The organism is Paraburkholderia sp. 40 (genome assembly GCF_050434105.1).
Taxonomy (GTDB): domain Bacteria; phylum Pseudomonadota; class Gammaproteobacteria; order Burkholderiales; family Burkholderiaceae; genus Paraburkholderia; species Paraburkholderia tuberum.
In genome coordinates this window covers 453,576-469,641 of the sequence record NZ_JBNPVY010000004.1, presented here as the reverse complement: position 1 = coordinate 469,641, position 16,066 = coordinate 453,576, and the positions used below count along the sequence as shown (strand labels likewise).

The window sequence follows — 16,066 nt, the reverse complement described above, 5'->3', positions numbered from 1 at the left end:
GCTTTCAGATACCAGGAGCGGACATGAGCACCGACAGAAACATCGTCATCATTGGGGGCGGATTCGCCGGCACCACCCTGGCCCGGCATCTCGACTACATCGTGCGGCCGCCGTACCGCGTGATCCTGGTAAGCGAAGAAAGCTACACAACGTTCAACCCGATGCTGGCGGAAGTCGTCGGTGCGTCGGTCTTCCCCGAGCAGGTGATCGTGCCGATTCGGCAGATGCTGGCGCACTCGCGATTCATCATGGCGTCGGTCGGCGATGTCGACTACCAGCGCCGGATCGTGCACGGCAGGACGCTTGCGGGAGCCCGAAAAATTCCGTTCGAACATCTGATCTTCGCGTTCGGCATGAGGGCGAATCTCGACCTTGTGCCAGGGATGGCCGAGCATTCGCTGCCGCTCAAACTCGTCGGCGATGCGATGTTCATCCGCAATCGGGTCTTGCGTCAGCTTGCGCGCATCGAGCTCGAAACCTGCCCCGATATGCGGCGCCGGCTGGGACACTTCATTGTGATCGGCGGGGGATTTTCGGGGGTCGAGGTTGCGGGCGAACTAGCCGACTATATCCATAGCGTCAAGCGCTTCTACAAGCTCGTCAAGGATGACGAACTGGCCGTCACGATCCTGCACGACGGCGATCGGTTGTTGCCCGAGATGCCCGAGTCGCTCGGCATCGCTGCGGCACGGCTGATGTCTGCACGTGGCATCGACGTGCGTCTGAAGACGCGTGCGGCGCAGGTGCACGCCGATGGCGTCGCGCTGCCCGACGGCACAACGGTCGACGGCGGGACGGTGGTCTGCACGATCGGCACAAAGCCTAATCCGCTCGTACAAAAGCTCACGCAAAGCGTTCGCTTGCCGGTCCAGCGCGGCCGCATCGAAACCGAGCCCGACATGTCGGTGCGTGGCATGCCGGGGCTCTGGGCCATCGGGGACTGCGCGCTCGTCCACAACGCCGCGACTGACGGCCTGTCTCCGCCTACCGCACAGTTTGCGATCGCACAAGCTCGCCAACTCGCGGTCAATGTCGCAAACCGCCTGCTTCACCGGCCCGGCAAGCCATTTTCCTATACGACGAGAGGTGCGATGGCAACCATCGGCCACATGAAGGGTGTCGCGCAAATCTATGGGGTCAACGTCACGGGCCTGCCGGCGTGGCTGCTGTGGCGCGCGCTGTATCTCGCACGCATGCCGACGCTCGGCCGCAAGCTGCGCATCTTCGTGGAATGGACCTGGGGCATGTTCTTCCCGACTGACATCACGCACCTGCGCTTCACGCGCACCCACGAGGCCGATGAGGAGCGACGCGAGACGCCTGGTGACATGCCTGTGGAAACGGTCGTCGCTGAGGACCACCCGGCTTGTCAGACCAGGTTTCGCTCCAGCGTTCAGCACGCCAACAGCAACTTCTAAAGGAGAATTTCATGCTTCACGGCAAATCAGCCATCGTCACCGGCTCGACGAGCGGCATCGGTCTCGGTATCGCCACGGCGTTGGCAGCGCAAGGCGCCAACGTCTTACTCAACGGCTTCGGCAATGCCGATGAGATCGAGATGACGCGTGCGGCCCTCGAACGCGATCACGGCGTGGGCGTGCGCTACTCGGCCGCCGATATGAGCAGGCCTGACGACATTCGCGCGATGGCACGTTACGCACGCGGCGAGCTCGGCCGTGTGGACATCATCGTCAACAACGCGGGTATCCAGCACGTCGCGCCCATCGACGAACAACCCGACGAGAAGTGGGACGCGATCCTCGCGATCAATCTCTCATCCGCATTCCATCTGATCAAGGCCGTGCTGCCCGACATGAAGGCGCAGCGCTGGGGGCGAATCATCAATATCGCATCGGCTCACGGCCTGCTCGCGTCGCCGTTCAAGTCGCCCTATGTCGCGGCCAAGCACGGGTTGCTCGGACTGTCCAAAACGGTCGCGCTCGAAGTCGCCGAACACGGCATTACCAGCAACACGATTTGCCCCGGTTATGTGAAGACACCGCGCGCCGAACAGCAGATCGCCGATCAGGCGAAGGCACACGGCATTTCTCCACAGAATGTGGTGCGCGACGTGATGCTCGTCCATCAGGCGCGCAAGGAGTTCGTGACCGTGGAAGAGCTCGCGGCGCTCGCGGTGTTCCTGAGTTCCGACAGTGCGGCGTCGATGACAGCGGCTGCGCTGGCGATGGACGGCGGCTGGTCCCAGCACTAAAGAGGTGAAAGATGGCTACGAAGCGCAAGACGGGACCTGCGAACGGCGGGCAAAAACCGATAGCACTTGCTTTACAGGGCGGTGGCGCACACGGCGCCTTCGCGTGGGGCGTACTCGACCGGTTGCTGGAAGACGGCCGGCTTGCCGTGGAGGGCGTCAGCGCGACCAGCGCCGGTGCCATGAACGCAGCGGTGCTCGCACATGGCCTCATGCAGGGCGGCCCCGAGGGGGCGCGCACCGCGTTGCGCGATTTCTGGCATGACATCTCCCGCGCGGCGGAAATAAACAATCCGTTTCGCAAGCTGCCATGGGAGAAGTTCCTGCACGACGGCTACACCCTGGATCGATCGCCCATGTACCTGATGACGGACATGATGCTACGGATGCTGTCGCCCTATCAGTTCAATCCGCTCAACCTCAATCCGCTGCGCGACGTACTCGAACAGCACGTCGATTTCGATGCGCTGAGAAAGCACTGCCCGATCCATCTCTATCTCAGTGCCACCAATGTCGAAACCGGCAAGGTCCGCGTCTTCTCGGGGGAAGACATGAGCGCCCGCGCCGTGCTCGCTTCCGCGTGCCTGCCGTTCCTGTTTCAGGCCGTCGAAATCAATGGCGAGCACTACTGGGATGGCGGCTATGTCGGGAATCCGGCGATTTATCCGCTGATCTACAACTGCGGCACGAACGATGTGGTGATCGTCCACATTAATCCTATCGTGCGTCGCGGCGTGCCCAGGACGTCAGGCGAGATCCTCAACCGCATCAACGAAGTCAGCTTCAACTCGTCACTGATGCGCGAACTGCGTGCGATCAGTTTCGTCACGCGCCTGATCGACGACGGCAAGATCGCACGCGGCGCAATGAAGCAGATGCTAATCCATTCGATCCGCTCCGACGAAACCATGAGCGCGCTCGGCGTGTCGAGCAAGCTGAACGCAGACTGGGATTTCCTCTGCTTTCTTCACGACAAGGGCCGGGCGGAAGCCGACGCGTGGCTCAGTGCCAACTACGAAGCACTCGGCCAACGCTCGAGCATCGATATCCACAGCGAGTTTCTGTAGACGTGCGTCTGCGCGTAGAGGCAATTCCCCCCACACCTCAAGAGAGGACATCATGAGCATCAAGAGTCAACAACGTGTGTCGATCTGGCACCAGTGCGCACTAGCGGGAATGCTCGCCGTTGCGATGTCGGCTATGGCGACGGCGGCGAGCGCGGGTGAATGCCCGCTCGACAAAAAGGTCGCGGACGGCCAGGGCCAGAAGCCCGGACCGAGCACACCGACAGGCGTAACCGACACCGTGCGGGCGTCGACCGATTTGTCGAAGGAGCCGCTTGCGCTGAAGGGCCGGCTATTGCGCCTGCGTGAACTCGACGTGGCGCCTGGAGGCATCGTGCCATGGCATAGCCACCAGAACCGTCCAGCGCAGATCTACGTGGTTTCCGGAGAAATCGTCGAATACGCGAGCAATTGTGCGCTGCCGATCGTACACAAGGCCGGTGACGTGGCTCCCGAACGCAACGGCACGCAGCATTGGTGGAAGAACGAGGGAACCGTACCTGTCGTGTTGATTTCGGTAGATCTCTTTCCAGTCGAAGCGAAGATGGATCCGCACACGATGTGAGTCCGCGCGCCGGCGCGAGGCATTGTGTCCCGCCTGCGCCGGCTCGCCTCGTCTGCTTGACGCTGACCTCAAACAAACGCCTGTCATGCCGAGTCATCTAATCGTCGTCCGACGCCTGGCTCCTCGAAGGAAGATGTGGCGAGCAAAGACAGGTGTGGTTTCGCCTGTCGTATCGTTTTCGCGTGGATCGTGCGCCGGCACCCTCAACGGATGATCGTCCAATGAACGTCATGGTAACCAGTATTGCGTTCGTCGTCGCCGCCCTTTGCGCCGGCGTCATGGGCTTCGCAATTCAACGCGGGGCGACATGCACGGTTGTCGCCGTGAACGAAATCGTCGGCAAACGCAGATTCAACCGTCTCATTGCGATCGTCGAGGCATCGGTGTGGGTCGCGGGAGGACTGGTGCTTGCACAAATGCTTCAGGCGCTCGTGAAAATGCCGGCCGGCTATCCCGTGAATTACATGACTGTGTTGGGCGGTGCGTTGCTTGGCTTCGGCGCCTTCGTCAATGGCGCGTGCGTCTTCGGTGCGATCGCGAGACTGGGTTCGGGTGAATGGGCTTATGTCGCGACGCCCCTCGGCTTCTACGTGGGCTGCTTGAGTTTCCGGGCTTGGTGGGCGTATCCCGCGCATCAGACTCTGGCGTATGGTTCGTTCGTATTCCACTCGCCCGCTTCTGCTTTGTTACTGTTCGGCGCGTTCATCATCTGGCGCATCACGCATTCGTCGCTGAGCGCGCGTCCGGGCGGATCGGGGCCTTGCGCGATTCAACGGGCGCAGCAGGGCATCATCCGCCGGTCCTGGTCGCCGCATGCCGCGACCACAGTGATCGGCATCACCTTTGTAGTCATGCTGCTTCTCGTCGGCGCATGGTCCTACACCGATGTCCTGACCGAACTTGCTCGCGGCATGGCCACCAGTCTCGTCGTCAGAATCATGCTGCTGCTCGCCCTGCTGCTCGGGGCAGTCGTGGGCGGCCGCATGGCAGGCCGGTCAGGCAGCATCCCCGTCTCGGCCTTGCAAGTGGCGAGGTGCCTGCTGGGCGGTGCGCTAATGGGATGGGGCAGCCTTTTGATTCCCGGCGGCAACGACGGCCTTCTTCTCGTCGGAATGCCGCTTCTGTATCCCTATGCGTGGGTTGCGTTCGTTGCAATGTGTACCGCGATCGGCACGGCGTCGGTCGTGGAGAAAGCCATGACCGAACGCTCGGTGCAACAGGCCGAGCACGGATGATTCACTTTCGTCGGCACACGCGCGACCGACGCCGTGGTAGTTGCGAGCGTAACGATTTATATCAGGGAAGCGACATGGGACATCGGTTTGGCAACACATTGGTCATAAGCAGCGCGATCGGCGTAGCTCTGCTCGCGATTCGGCTCAACACCCATTTGATGCCGAACGCGCATGCGTCGTTTACATCCGACCGTGAACGCTGCTTCGGCATCGTGCGCGCGGGAAAGAACGACTGCGGCACCGCAAAGCATGCATGCGCAGGACGCGCCCCACGCGATTCCGCTGGCGACGAATGGCTGATGCTTCCGGCGGGGACCTGCGCAAAAATCGCGGACGGCGCCAGCAGGTCAACCGGATAGCAACGGCTTGAACGCACGCTCCCGCCAGCGCTCATGCAGACGGAAATCGAGGAATGCAATGTGGACGCCCGGACAGATGGTACGCGCAGTGATATATGCCGCAAGCGGGCAGACGAGCCTGCCGACGCGCGTGCTGCGCGAATTCGAACGTGAACAGTATCGCAGCGAACTGCTGGTCACGGCGGTCCAGTTACTGATCGCGTCGTTGCTCGCCGTGCTCTACGCGAGCACCCCACCCGGCTTTTCTCCGGACGCACCGATAAGAGCCGTGCCGCTGGGACTGACGCTCTTCGCGGTGCTCACACTTGTGCGCCTTTACTTCGCAATGACCGGGCAGCTCACTCGCTGGATGGTGGGTCTGTCCGTCGTCGCTGAGATGATCGTACTGATGTTCGTCATATGGGCGTACCACCTTCAATATGAACAGCCTGCACAGTTCTACCTGAAGAGCACTGAGTTTGTGTATGTGTTCATGCTGATCGCGTTGCGAGCGCTGCGGTTGGAGCCAATCTGGGTCGCGTTGTCCGGTCTCACCGCGGCGGCAGGTTGGCTTGTTCTGTTACGCTATGCGGTGACCCACTCACCCGACAACCCGGTCACCTGGGACTATGTCACCGCGCTGCGTTCGATCCAGATTCACTACGGCGGCGAATTCGACAAGGTGCTCGCCATTCTGATGGTCACCGCAGTACTTGCATTCACGCTCTTTCGTGCGCGCCGGTTTGTCGTGAAGTCTGTGTCGGGGCAGCAGGCTGTCGCGGATTTATCGCTCTTCTTCGATGATTCCATAGCGCACCGGATCACCCAGTCTGACGCGCGAGTCATGGCCGGTCATGGCGATCTGCGCGATGCGGCGATCCTGTTTCTCGACCTGCGCGACTTCACCCAGGCATCAGCCACGCTCCCGCCGTCGGAGCTGATTGCGTTGCTCGGCGAATATCAGCGCCTTGCCGTGCCGATCATCAAAGCACATCACGGCAGCGTCGACAAGTTCATGGGCGATGGTATTCTCGCGAGTTTTGGCGCGGTCACGCAGGACAGCCAGTATGCAGCGAACGCGCTTCGCGCCGTCGACGCGATCGCAAGTGCGGTGCACGGATGGCGGACGAAGCGCCGGCAATCTGGACAGATAGCGCCCGATGTCGGCATGGGCGCGGCGAGTGGCCAGGTCGTGTTCGGCGTCATCGGCGACGATACGCGCCTCGAATATACGGTGATCGGTGAGGCCGTTAACCTTGCCGCGAAGCTTGAAAAGCACAATAAAGCCGAAGACACTCGGGGACTGACTACACGTATCACTTATGAACTGGCGGTCTCTCAAGGATATGACGCAAAGAAAGCGACCGCGCCTAACCGGAGCGTTGGTGGCATCGCGCAACCGGTGGATCTGGTCATACTGGGGGCACGGTCTCGGGCCGATCAGCTACAACGTCCGATGATTGACTGAAAGTCGCGAGCAACCTTGTGTCAATCACCGTTTTGGCCGATATACCGCGCACTGCGGTAAACCTGCCCGTACTGCTCGACAAACGCAGGATTGTGTCCCAGTCTCTTTCAGGTGACGATCGTGGAAACGTCCACTGGCTTTCAGAAGTGAGGCCGCCCCGGAACAAGGGCCACGTAGTTGGGCAAAAGACACGTCTGCAACTGAAGGAAATCCCGATGAACCAGATTCGGCTCGGACTCGCCGGTCGCACTCGAAAACACCCCCTGTTCAATCTCGCATGCGGCAGCAAGCTCGAGGCACACGATCTAACGGCGTTGCGAACCGGAATAACCGGCGCGCGCCACCATCATGCAGCGAAAGATCCAGGGCCATGTTCATTTTGAACTCGTGGAGCACACGACCATCTCGCGCGAGCCGTGGACCGTCGCGCAAAGATGCTCGAGGGTTGCATTCACGTTCGCGTAGCGATTGGCGCCGCCCGGCGTTCACCTCGGGTGTCGCGTCCGACGATGCAGGCGTCGTGGTGCAATCAGTGAGTGACAATCCTCCCGACGCGAGTACGGCGCTGGTGATCGCAATGAATCGACAGCGTGCATTCTCCAGTCAAGGCAAGGCATTGACGTGGGAAACGGGCTCAGTGAGCGGGCGCCGTTGCGGGATGCACACCACGCTCAATGCGCTGACCGTGCGAGCTGCGCGTGAGTTCCTGACTGACGGCCGTCGCGAGCGTGACGACTCGCGATCGCGTGCCGCAGGCGGGACGGTGAGCGTCTGCTTGAAAAATGCGGGTGGCGGTAGTCGGACCCATGTGAGACGCGCGACCTGGCTTCGCGACTGTCCGTTCGGGAACGGACTTGAGACAGTTACAGATGGCGCTTTGAGATCGCGCAGTCATCGGATTAACTCCCCGAACTGCGACGCGTGCGAGCCCGCCTGTGGCGAACATGTGATTTTCAGTTGATGGACGCATACAGCTCGGGCAGTAGATCCGGTGCTGCACCTCGAAGCGAGGTCGCCGCCAGTGCGGGCAGCACGTCGAAATTTCCCGAGCATCGCGCATCCGGGGTACACCGACTCCGGGTCGACTAGCCGGCCGATGCGCGAGCACGGTCGCCAATGGTAGGCCCATGCGCGCCGGGTGGAAATACACACCACCCATCATCGTGCCGGAAAAAGAATATCGCCATACGAGTTTGACGCGTAATTTCGACGCAGACGTAGCGCCGGTGATTCGAGTTCATGCGACTGAACCGAGTGACGTGAGCCGGCGTGGCCACAGTCGGTGCAAGCCATTTGTCGACCAGCGCGCGCAAAGATTGTTGAGCGGTGTTCATGATCCTCTCCTTCCCCTCTCGTATTACGTGCGGCAGATGCTTAAAGAAACCCGCACTTCTGGACTCTAGTATGGCTGCCGAAATTAACGCGCCGGTCAAGCATGCGTCACGTTTTTGTCTCATCGGAACTAGTGGGCTCAGACGGGCACCAGTGTGACCGACTTGTGATCTTTCCTTGATAGGGGCGTGAACTTTGAAACCGATACTAATCTCGCGACGGCCCGACAACGCCGTTGCGGACTGGTGATGAACGTCCCTAAAAGGGCGCATTCCAGCATTCATTGAGGTTTTTGGAGGTCATTATGAAGACGAAGCTCACTGTCGCAGTGTTGGTCGCCACATCTGCGTTGCTCGCCGCTCCCGCTTTTGCGAGCGGTTACGGTCCTGCACCGTTTTATAACGCCGAGGTTGGCGCGCCGTCATCGCAACGCGGCCCGAGCGCGCAAACGCTCATGGCGGAACAGCACAACGCTGCGGACACCCGCAGCGACCACGGTGCTGTCGGCGGCTCCGTCGAATCCCCGGCTTCGCAGCCGAGTGGTGCGCGTGTGCAGGTCGACATCAACGATCTCTATCGGGGCAGTTGATTGACGCCTCGAAGCGCCGCGTTTCCGGTGCCACGAAATCAACGTCGGTCTAATGTCCAATCGGGCGCCGTCACGATTCGTCACGCGATGGTGCTCGATTCCGTTACCGCCAGCCCAACTTTTAAAAAAGCCGGCGCGACCCTGCCAAACCAGGCACGAGTGACATCGTGCCAAAGATTTCCTGTTCTGATACGTAGGCGCCATAGGGCTGGGTCTTCCAAACAGGCGTCTACCTCGACGGCATCGATGGGGAATTCCACGCGACGCTGTACCGAAGCGTCGGTAGCTTCGTGGTGGTGGCGGGTCTAGTCAGCATTGTCATGGTGTTGCTTCATTGCAGGAGACGGCTGCCAGCATGGAGGAACTCACCTCGACGATTAACCAGAACGCGGACAACGCTCGTCAGGCGAGCAACGCCGAGATGTCAATACCCGTTTCGATGTCCATGTCGGCAAGCATGAACGCCAGGTCTTCGCTCGACGCGTTGCCGCTCGCCCCATGTGTATGCGGGCAGCCGCCTATACCCGCGAGCGTCGCATCGAAGCGGGTCACACTGGTTTCCTGCGCGGCATAGATGTTGGCGAGCGCAAGGCCACGGGTGTCACGGAAATTGCCGCACCAGAAGCGCTCGCCCGCGACCTTGCGCGCCTTCTCGAACAGATCGCGCATCGCGGCGGGACCTGCGTAGCCGGCTGTGTCCGCAGTGCTCACGTGGTCCGCGCGCGAGTCGAGCACCGCCCGCATGCAGCACAGCACTTCGCCTTGCTCGACGTGGTCCTGGATCGCGCAGCCAAATGCCGTGCCGAGTCCGCATTCGATCAGCGTCTTCGAGTCGGCCGAGTCGCGCATCGCGCCCATGCGGCCAACTTCGGCGATTACCTCATCGGGTGTCTTGCGTAGGTTCGCGAGGCTGTGCTCTCGGCTCGCCGAGTGGCACGAGCATCAGGTCCGCTTTCGAAAACGAGCGGACTCTGACAGCCGCACTGCGTGGCCGGTTGCTGCATCACGCCGATTTCGCTCGAATCGCTGGCGAGAGCACCGGCAAACGGACAAACGCACCCTGGGCAGCCCAATGTGAAGAATTGATTGGGTACGGAGTTCTGTGTCTGGACATGATTGGCATCTCACATCTGTCAGCACATGCGGGCGTTCAAGAAAGCCGGCCATCGCCAAATCGGCAACGCTTTGCGTGCGAGACATCTGCTGACTCGCCATAGGAAGACGACATTCTGTGAAGCGTGCGTAACCGTGACGGGCTGAACTTCACCGCATTTCGGCCATTCGGCATGAACCTGCGATTGGCTGTTCGTGGCCGACGGCGGTCTGTCGGCGACCGGCAGTAGTGGACCCAATATCCGGTCGCCGCATCCTGCGATATCTCAGTGGCCGCTGCCGAGGTCCAACAGTCGTCATAGACGGCCAGCCGACAGACTGCCACGCTTGTCGAAAAGCCGCGGGTTCAACATCGTGCACTTGGCGGTCGTTTGCTTGCAGATAATGAATCCGACAGCACTTCCCGTACATCACGACTTTTGCGGGATTGACCACGTCTTCACGGTGAGACGATGCAGGAGTAAAAAAGCGGTGAAGCCCTCAAGGCTTCGCCGCTTTTTTACATCTGCCCCTCAAGACCGTGCTCTCTCAAGAATGCGCCGCCTACCTCACGCCGCTCAACGCCGAAGTAGCGACCGCCGGCACCGCAATCCCGTTGGTCTTGGCGTACTGCACGGCCTGCGACAGCGTCGAGACCAGCGACTGCAACTGGCCAGGCGCCGATTGCGCGATATACGTCGCCGCCTGTGCCGTCGCCGGATTCGAGCCCGCCTGCAGGAGCGACGACATGCTCATCGTATTGCTTACCGCGCCGAGATCGGATTGCAGCCCCGCGTACTGGCTCACGCCCTTGCCGAGCGACGCGAGGCCGTCGGTGAACGCCTGCTTGCTGGCTCCGGTCGACGCGGGCGTCGACGAACCGTGAGTGAACGCCTGCATCAGCGACTGCGACACGCTCTGCTGCGTCCCGCCGAGTTGCGACAGGACGCTCGCGCTCGGCAGCCCGCCCGCACCGCCCGAACCAGCCGCACCCGCCAGCATTCCCGCCGCCGACTGCGCCTGGCTCGCGACGCCCGTCATCCCCATCGACGAAGCGAGGCTCGACTGCCCGCTCAGCACCTGCTGGTTCGCACCGAGGTAGTTCTGCACGAGCGACGTCAGCGCCGAGGGCTGCGCCGCGCCATTTGTTCCGCTCGCGGCCGGCTCCGCCTTGTTGCCGCCGAAACCGAATTGCTGGAGATTGAGTTGCGCGTACGAAGCGGCGGGCGCAACAAGCGCGGCCGCGGCCAGCATTGCGATCCAGGATACGCGTTTCGCCATGTTCGGAATCTCCCTTCTTTGTCCGATGATTGATCGATTGAGCCCCATTGGACCTTCGGTCATTTCGGCGGTTCATCACGTTTACATTTGCTTGCGAATTCGTCCGCTCATAAAAGCCACGCGGCCAGATGTCGACCAGACTTGAATTGCCTTTCGATTGAGGCGCATGCGGTAGGCGCATTAGGGGCAAACTGGTCTTTGACCGAACTCTTGGGCGCTCGCTTGTGGTCAAACCCGTCACCGAACCAAATTCCGCATACGGCCGAGGATTGCGGTAGGGATGCCCATTACTTTGCACCCCCCGCACAGATCCCGGCGTGCCCAATTCGGGCACCGGGCTCCTACCTCGGGTGTTTGACGGCGAAGCGCCGGTCAGGCCACGGATGAAGGATTCGAGGGGGCGGAAGCCAGGCATTGGCGATTCGTCTCATTCGCTCCCAAGTCATGGCGTCCTTCTGACTGCGCCGCCGGAGCGTGCGCCGCCATAGAGCGGTGACGTGATGTCGAAATGCGCCGAGTGCCCGCGAGTTGGTAGGCACCGCGTGATACGCAAAGTATCCGCGAACTACCTGCCTGAGCCATTGCCCTTGCACTGGAATCGGTTCGTGCATGCGCGTCCGTAGCGCCTCCTTGATCTGCCTGAATCTCGCCCGCATGCGATCCCCTCGGGTCTTCCGCTGCAACTGGAAAGCCCCGCGACGAGACCTGCCGCAGATAAAGATGAAACCCAGGAAGGTGAAGGTCTCCGGTCGGCCAAGACCCCGGCTCTGGCGGTTGACCGCTGCATAGCGGCCGAACTCCAGCAGCCTCGTCTTGTCCGGGTGAAGCACAAGCGAGAACTCCTCCAGCCTCAAACGCATCGCGTCCCAGAATCGCCGCGCGTCAGCTTCGTGCTCGAAACCGACAACGATGTCATCTGCGTATCGCAGAATGATGACGTTGCCTTTGGCTTCCCGCCGTCGCCACCGGTTGGCCCAGAGATCGAAGACGTAGTGCAGGTACACGTTCGCGAACAGCGGTGAAGCCACTGATCCCTGTGGTGTCCCTGTCTCACTGACGCTAAGCTCTCCGTCTTCCAGAACACCCGCCTTGAGCCACTTGCGCACAAGACGGATGATGCGCTGGTCGCCGATCCGGTGCTCCATGAAACGGACTAGCCATTCCTGGCTAACCGAGTCGAAGAAGCTCCGAAGATCCGCGTCCAGAATCCAGTTCACCGGGGTGTGGGTGATGGCCGTCGCCAACGCATCCAGCGCATCATGTTGACTACGCCCGGGCCGGAACCCGTACGAGAAACCCAGAAAGTCTTCCTTGAACCGGCCCGGGATTTCCGGAGGCTCCACTTCTTGAGAAAATGGAGCTATGGAAAACACCAAGAAGAAGTCCCCAAGGTACTCGCCGGAAGTTCGTGAGCGGGCTGTGCGAATGGTGCTGGAACACCAGGGCGACCGCGAATCGCAATGGAAAGTGATCGCGTCGATCGCAGCGAAATTTGGCTGCTCGGGTGAAACGCTGCGTAGCTGGGTGCGCAAGGAAGAGCGGGATCGGGGTTTGCGCCCGGGCACAAGCACGCAGGAGCAGGATCGGCTCAAGGAACTGGAGCGGGAGAACCGTGAGCTGCGCCAGGTTAATGAAATCCTGCGCAAGGCGTCAGCATATTTCGCACAGGCGGAGCTCGACCGCCGACCGAAGTGATGATCACGTTCATCGATGATCACCGGCACGTCTACGGGGTCGAGCCGATCTGCAGGGTGCTGCCAATTGCCCCGTCGACGTACTACACGCATGTGGCCCGCCGCGTCAATCCAGGCCTGGTGCCGCCGCGGGCCCAGCGCGACAGGATGCTCAAGGATGAGATCCGGCGCGTGTGGGAAGAAAATTTCCAGGTGTATGGCGCAGACAAGGTCTGGACGCAATTGAAGCGGGAAGGCATTGTCGCGGCGCGCTGCACGGTCGAGCGGCTGATGAAGCAGATGGGCCTGCGCGGTGTGGTGCGGGGCAAGACGGTACGCACGACAGTGAGCGATGGTTCGACGCCGTGCCCGAAGGATCTCGTGAACCGGCAATTCACCGCCGAACGGCCCAATGCGCTGTGGGTGTCAGATTTTACCTATGTATCGAGCTGGCAGGGCTTCGTCTATGTCGCGTTCATCATTGACGTGTTCGCCCGACGCATTGTCGGCTGGCGTGTGTCGAGCTCGGCGCGCACGGACTTCGTTCTGGACGCACTGGAGCAGGCCTTGTACGAGCGACAGCCGGCGCAGCAGGACGGGTTGATACATCACAGCGACCGCGGCGTGCAATACGTATCGATCCGCTATACGGATCGGCTGCTCGAGGCTGGCATTGAGCCGTCAGTGGGCAGCGTGGGCGACTCCTACGATAACGCACTGGCGGAAACGATCAACGGCTTGTACAAGGCAGAGGTGATCCATCGCCTCGGACCATGGCGCAATCCGCAGGCCGTTGAAATTGCGACGCTCGAATGGGTCGACTGGTTCAACAATCGTCGGCTCTTCGGCTCTTCGGCTCTTCGGCCCCATCGGCAACATTCCACCTGCTGAGGCAGAAGCCGCTTATTATTCAAAACTCGCTGGGTCCGCCATCGCGGCGTGACTCAAGCAAAACAGCCTCCGGGAAACCCCTCAGGATTACCCATAAGTCGCTCGCGACTGTGCGATTGAAGGGCGATGGCTTGTAAACGGTGACGACCGATGTTAACTTTGATCCGGTTCGTGATCTGTGATGTCGGGCATTGTCGGACACATCTGACCTTGATGATTGGGCAAATGAAGAGTTTGGCGCCGCCGAGCTCGGCGACGCTCGCCTGACCAGACGGCTCGTGACGCTGGCACGCAAGCTTTCGTTGGGCCCACATTGCTCTTTTCCGCAGTCGTTCAATGGTTCGGAGCTGAAGGCGGCATATCGTTTTTTCGACAACCCGCACGTGGATGTCGATGGCGTGCTGGGTGGGCACATCGGTCAAACGCTGTGTCGTATGCAACAGGTGCCAGTCGTCCTTGCTGTTCAGGACACCACCGAGTTCAATTTGTCTCATCTGCGGGCAACCGAAGGTCTGGGATATGGCTCCGATCCACATGTGCGTGGTTTCCTGATACACAGTCTGCTTGCGCTCACGCCAGAGGGGCTGCCACTCGGGGTGATCGGGATGAAGACCTGGATACGCAGGCACGAGGAGTTGGGCAAGAAACATCTGCGTGGGCAACGAACCGTACAACAGAAAGAGAGCGCGAAATGGCTCGAAGGCATCGAGCAACTGGGCGTACTCAAGACGCACTGTCCGTGCACGCATGTCATCGGCGTGAGCGACCGTGAAGGCGATGTCTATGACGTGTTCCTGGCGCAGCGGCCTGCCGGTGTCGACTGGTTGGTGCGCGCGTCGTGGAACCGACGCGTTGCTCACCCCGATCGATATTTGTGGGAAACCGTGCTGGCCTCGCCAGTGCTTGGAGAGGCGCAACTGCAGGTGCCTGCACGCGAAAACCGCCAGGCACGCACCGCACGGCTGGTTGTGCGCTGCATGCCCGTACGCCTTCGTCCGCCGCAAAATCGTCGTCGCGAGAAGCTTCCCGAAATTGAAGTGTTTGCAATTCATGCACAGGAAACGAACTTAGACGAAGGAGCAGAGCCATTGGAATGGCTTCTACTGACTTCGGTGCCTACGCAAACACACGCAGAGGCCCTCGAGCGTCTTGCATGGTATGCGCGCCGATGGACGATTGAATCGTGGCATCGTGTGCTTAAAAGTGGCTGTCGCATTGAAGCCCGCCAATTTGGCAATCTCGATCGATTCGTCCGCGCCACCGCATTGTTCGCCGTCGTAAGCTGGAGGATCCTGTACTCCATGTTGCTTGCCAGGCTTGATGGCAACCTGCCATGCGAAGTATTGCTGCAGCCAATCGAGTGGCGAGCCCTCTACTGTCGTACGCATGGCAGTACCGAAATACCTGATAAACCGCCGTCACTCGCGCAGGTCATCTTGTGGATCGCCAGACTCGGCGGATATCTCGCTCGAAAGCATGATCGTCCACCTGGTCCTACCGTCATCTGGCGTGGATTTCTTGTCCTGCACGAAATCACGATGATGTACCGAATATTCAGGCAAAACGAATAGCACCATCACATTACTTGTGGGTAATCCTGAGGGGAAACCCGGGGCGGTTCAGCCCCTCGGAGCCGGTCGGCCGTGACGTGATGCAGAAGCGCGGTGAACCGTTCCTTCTTCCGCTGTCTTGCAGCTTGCCGTACACGTTCCAGCCCCTGTGGCACGCTTGCCCGGTTCTGCGCCCGGTGCGTGTGTGGCTGACCCGTGTTCCCCTCGGTCCCCGCCCTTGGCTCCGCCCACTCCGCAGCTGGTTCCCCAGCCTTGTTCGCAGGCTTCATCGCTACTACGGCGGAGTCTGACTTCTCCCGTCCGTTCATCATCGGCTACGGCTCCTCGCCTTCCCGATGCGGACCTGTCCATCCTGCAACAGGCCAGACTGGAGATCTCCCGGTTCCCGAACAAGGAGCGTGCGCACATGCCAGGTTCTACGACCACGCCGGGTCATCCGGGCGCTCGCGATTGCGCGCTCGGACGTTTTGCCTTCCGCTACACAGACAGCGTCGGCACCCGGAATCAGTTTTCTATCGTGGCTCAATGGCTGGCCTGCACGTACCCCTGCCGACGCTTCGCCGACATCCTCACGGATGCCTGCGCACGGCTCGGGGCCGATGTGGTTCGCTATTCCTTCATCGCAGTGGACTTGCACCACTTACTCCTTGCCGGTCTCCCGGCGCACCCGTGTGAAAACGCAAAAGTACTCGGTTTTTGGGTGTCTCTTTACCCTTCCGGAGTTGTTACCAGGCCGATACAGAGCGATCTGGAGGGTC

The 16,066-nt window shown here is 60.8% G+C and carries 12 protein-coding genes, 2 pseudogenes and 1 other annotated feature; of the genes and pseudogenes, 10 read left to right on the top strand and 4 right to left on the bottom strand.

Annotated elements, in window-relative coordinates; all coding sequences use genetic code 11:
• Nucleotides 1–23 precede the first annotated feature (23 nt).
• From OKW28_RS23825 to OKW28_RS23795, 7 genes are all read left to right on the top strand, one after another.
• Nucleotides 24–1,418 carry an NAD(P)/FAD-dependent oxidoreductase gene (locus OKW28_RS23825; protein WP_429449428.1) on the top strand — a complete coding sequence of 465 codons (1,395 nt, stop codon included), beginning with the start codon at nucleotides 24–26 and terminating at the stop codon, nucleotides 1,416–1,418.
• An 11-nt stretch (nucleotides 1,419–1,429) separates the two neighbouring features.
• Nucleotides 1,430–2,212 carry a 3-hydroxybutyrate dehydrogenase gene (locus OKW28_RS23820; protein WP_429449427.1) on the top strand — a complete coding sequence of 261 codons (783 nt, stop codon included), beginning with the start codon at nucleotides 1,430–1,432 and terminating at the stop codon, nucleotides 2,210–2,212.
• A gap of 11 nt (nucleotides 2,213–2,223) precedes the next feature.
• Complete coding sequence (locus OKW28_RS23815) at nucleotides 2,224–3,276, top strand: patatin-like phospholipase family protein (RefSeq protein ID WP_429449426.1); 1,053 nt, start codon at nucleotides 2,224–2,226, stop codon at nucleotides 3,274–3,276.
• Between the two features lie 52 nt (nucleotides 3,277–3,328).
• On the top strand, nucleotides 3,329–3,838 hold the full coding sequence (locus OKW28_RS23810) for a cupin domain-containing protein (protein ID WP_429449424.1): 510 nt from the start codon (nucleotides 3,329–3,331) through the stop codon (nucleotides 3,836–3,838).
• Between the two features lie 221 nt (nucleotides 3,839–4,059).
• Nucleotides 4,060–5,073 (top strand): YeeE/YedE thiosulfate transporter family protein, encoded by a 1,014-nt coding sequence (locus OKW28_RS23805; protein WP_429449423.1) that lies wholly within the window; start codon nucleotides 4,060–4,062, stop codon nucleotides 5,071–5,073.
• Entirely contained in the window at nucleotides 5,070–5,432 is a 363-nt protein-coding gene (locus OKW28_RS23800) for a BufA1 family periplasmic bufferin-type metallophore (RefSeq protein ID WP_429449421.1), read from the top strand. Before OKW28_RS23805 ends, OKW28_RS23800 begins: the two co-directional genes overlap by 4 nt.
• 58 nt (nucleotides 5,433–5,490) lie before the next feature.
• Complete coding sequence (locus OKW28_RS23795; RefSeq protein ID WP_429449419.1) at nucleotides 5,491–6,879, top strand: adenylate/guanylate cyclase domain-containing protein; 1,389 nt, start codon at nucleotides 5,491–5,493, stop codon at nucleotides 6,877–6,879.
• Nucleotides 6,880–7,964: 1,085 nt separating this feature from the next.
• On the opposite strand, the gene OKW28_RS23790 is transcribed toward OKW28_RS23795, so the two are convergent.
• A complete protein-coding gene (locus OKW28_RS23790; protein ID WP_429449417.1) occupies nucleotides 7,965–8,213 on the bottom strand; it encodes a hypothetical protein in 249 nt (82 codons plus the stop codon).
• A 302-nt stretch (nucleotides 8,214–8,515) separates the two neighbouring features.
• Between OKW28_RS23790 and OKW28_RS23785 the strand changes: the two genes are divergently transcribed.
• Nucleotides 8,516–8,800 carry a hypothetical protein gene (locus tag OKW28_RS23785; RefSeq protein WP_429449416.1) on the top strand — a complete coding sequence of 95 codons (285 nt, stop codon included), beginning with the start codon at nucleotides 8,516–8,518 and terminating at the stop codon, nucleotides 8,798–8,800.
• Nucleotides 8,801–9,205: 405 nt separating this feature from the next.
• Here the strand turns inward: OKW28_RS23785 and OKW28_RS23780 are convergent.
• From OKW28_RS23780 to OKW28_RS23770, 3 genes and pseudogenes are all read right to left on the bottom strand, one after another.
• A pseudogene (locus OKW28_RS23780) lies at nucleotides 9,206–9,758 on the bottom strand (hydroxymethylglutaryl-CoA lyase); the annotation flags it as partial.
• 698 nt (nucleotides 9,759–10,456) lie between these two features.
• A complete protein-coding gene (locus OKW28_RS23775) occupies nucleotides 10,457–11,173 on the bottom strand; it encodes a hypothetical protein (RefSeq protein WP_429449415.1) in 717 nt (238 codons plus the stop codon).
• A gap of 341 nt (nucleotides 11,174–11,514) precedes the next feature.
• Nucleotides 11,515–12,546, bottom strand: coding sequence for a reverse transcriptase domain-containing protein (locus OKW28_RS23770; protein ID WP_429454436.1), 1,032 nt, complete (start codon nucleotides 12,544–12,546; stop codon nucleotides 11,515–11,517).
• On the opposite strand from OKW28_RS23770, the pseudogene OKW28_RS23765 reads away from it, so the two are divergent.
• Nucleotides 12,536–13,789 (top strand): annotated as a pseudogene (locus OKW28_RS23765) (IS3 family transposase). The gene OKW28_RS23770 and the pseudogene OKW28_RS23765 sit on opposite strands and share 11 nt — an antisense overlap.
• Nucleotides 12,826–12,942 (top strand) — a sequence feature (AL1L pseudoknot). It overlaps the preceding pseudogene by 117 nt.
• Nucleotides 13,790–13,928: 139 nt before the next feature.
• Nucleotides 13,929–15,308 (top strand): IS4 family transposase, encoded by a 1,380-nt coding sequence (locus OKW28_RS23760; protein ID WP_429443705.1) that lies wholly within the window; start codon nucleotides 13,929–13,931, stop codon nucleotides 15,306–15,308.
• Nucleotides 15,309–16,066: the final 758 nt, after the last annotated feature.

What these genes read in the sequence shown, in the direction of transcription:
- OKW28_RS23790 (WP_429449417.1), bottom strand. Translation starts at nt 8,213, where the DNA reads ATGAACACCGCTCAACAATCTTTGCGCGCGCTGGTCGACAAATGGCTT.
- OKW28_RS23800 (WP_429449421.1), top strand. Translation starts at nt 5,070, where the DNA reads ATGATTCACTTTCGTCGGCACACGCGCGACCGACGCCGTGGTAGTTGC.
- OKW28_RS23825 (WP_429449428.1), top strand. Translation starts at nt 24, where the DNA reads ATGAGCACCGACAGAAACATCGTCATCATTGGGGGCGGATTCGCCGGC.
- OKW28_RS23785 (WP_429449416.1), top strand. Translation starts at nt 8,516, where the DNA reads ATGAAGACGAAGCTCACTGTCGCAGTGTTGGTCGCCACATCTGCGTTG.
- OKW28_RS23795 (WP_429449419.1), top strand. Translation starts at nt 5,491, where the DNA reads ATGTGGACGCCCGGACAGATGGTACGCGCAGTGATATATGCCGCAAGC.
- OKW28_RS23775 (WP_429449415.1), bottom strand. Translation starts at nt 11,173, where the DNA reads ATGGCGAAACGCGTATCCTGGATCGCAATGCTGGCCGCGGCCGCGCTT.
- OKW28_RS23815 (WP_429449426.1), top strand. Translation starts at nt 2,224, where the DNA reads ATGGCTACGAAGCGCAAGACGGGACCTGCGAACGGCGGGCAAAAACCG.
- OKW28_RS23820 (WP_429449427.1), top strand. Translation starts at nt 1,430, where the DNA reads ATGCTTCACGGCAAATCAGCCATCGTCACCGGCTCGACGAGCGGCATC.
- OKW28_RS23810 (WP_429449424.1), top strand. Translation starts at nt 3,329, where the DNA reads ATGAGCATCAAGAGTCAACAACGTGTGTCGATCTGGCACCAGTGCGCA.
- OKW28_RS23805 (WP_429449423.1), top strand. Translation starts at nt 4,060, where the DNA reads ATGAACGTCATGGTAACCAGTATTGCGTTCGTCGTCGCCGCCCTTTGC.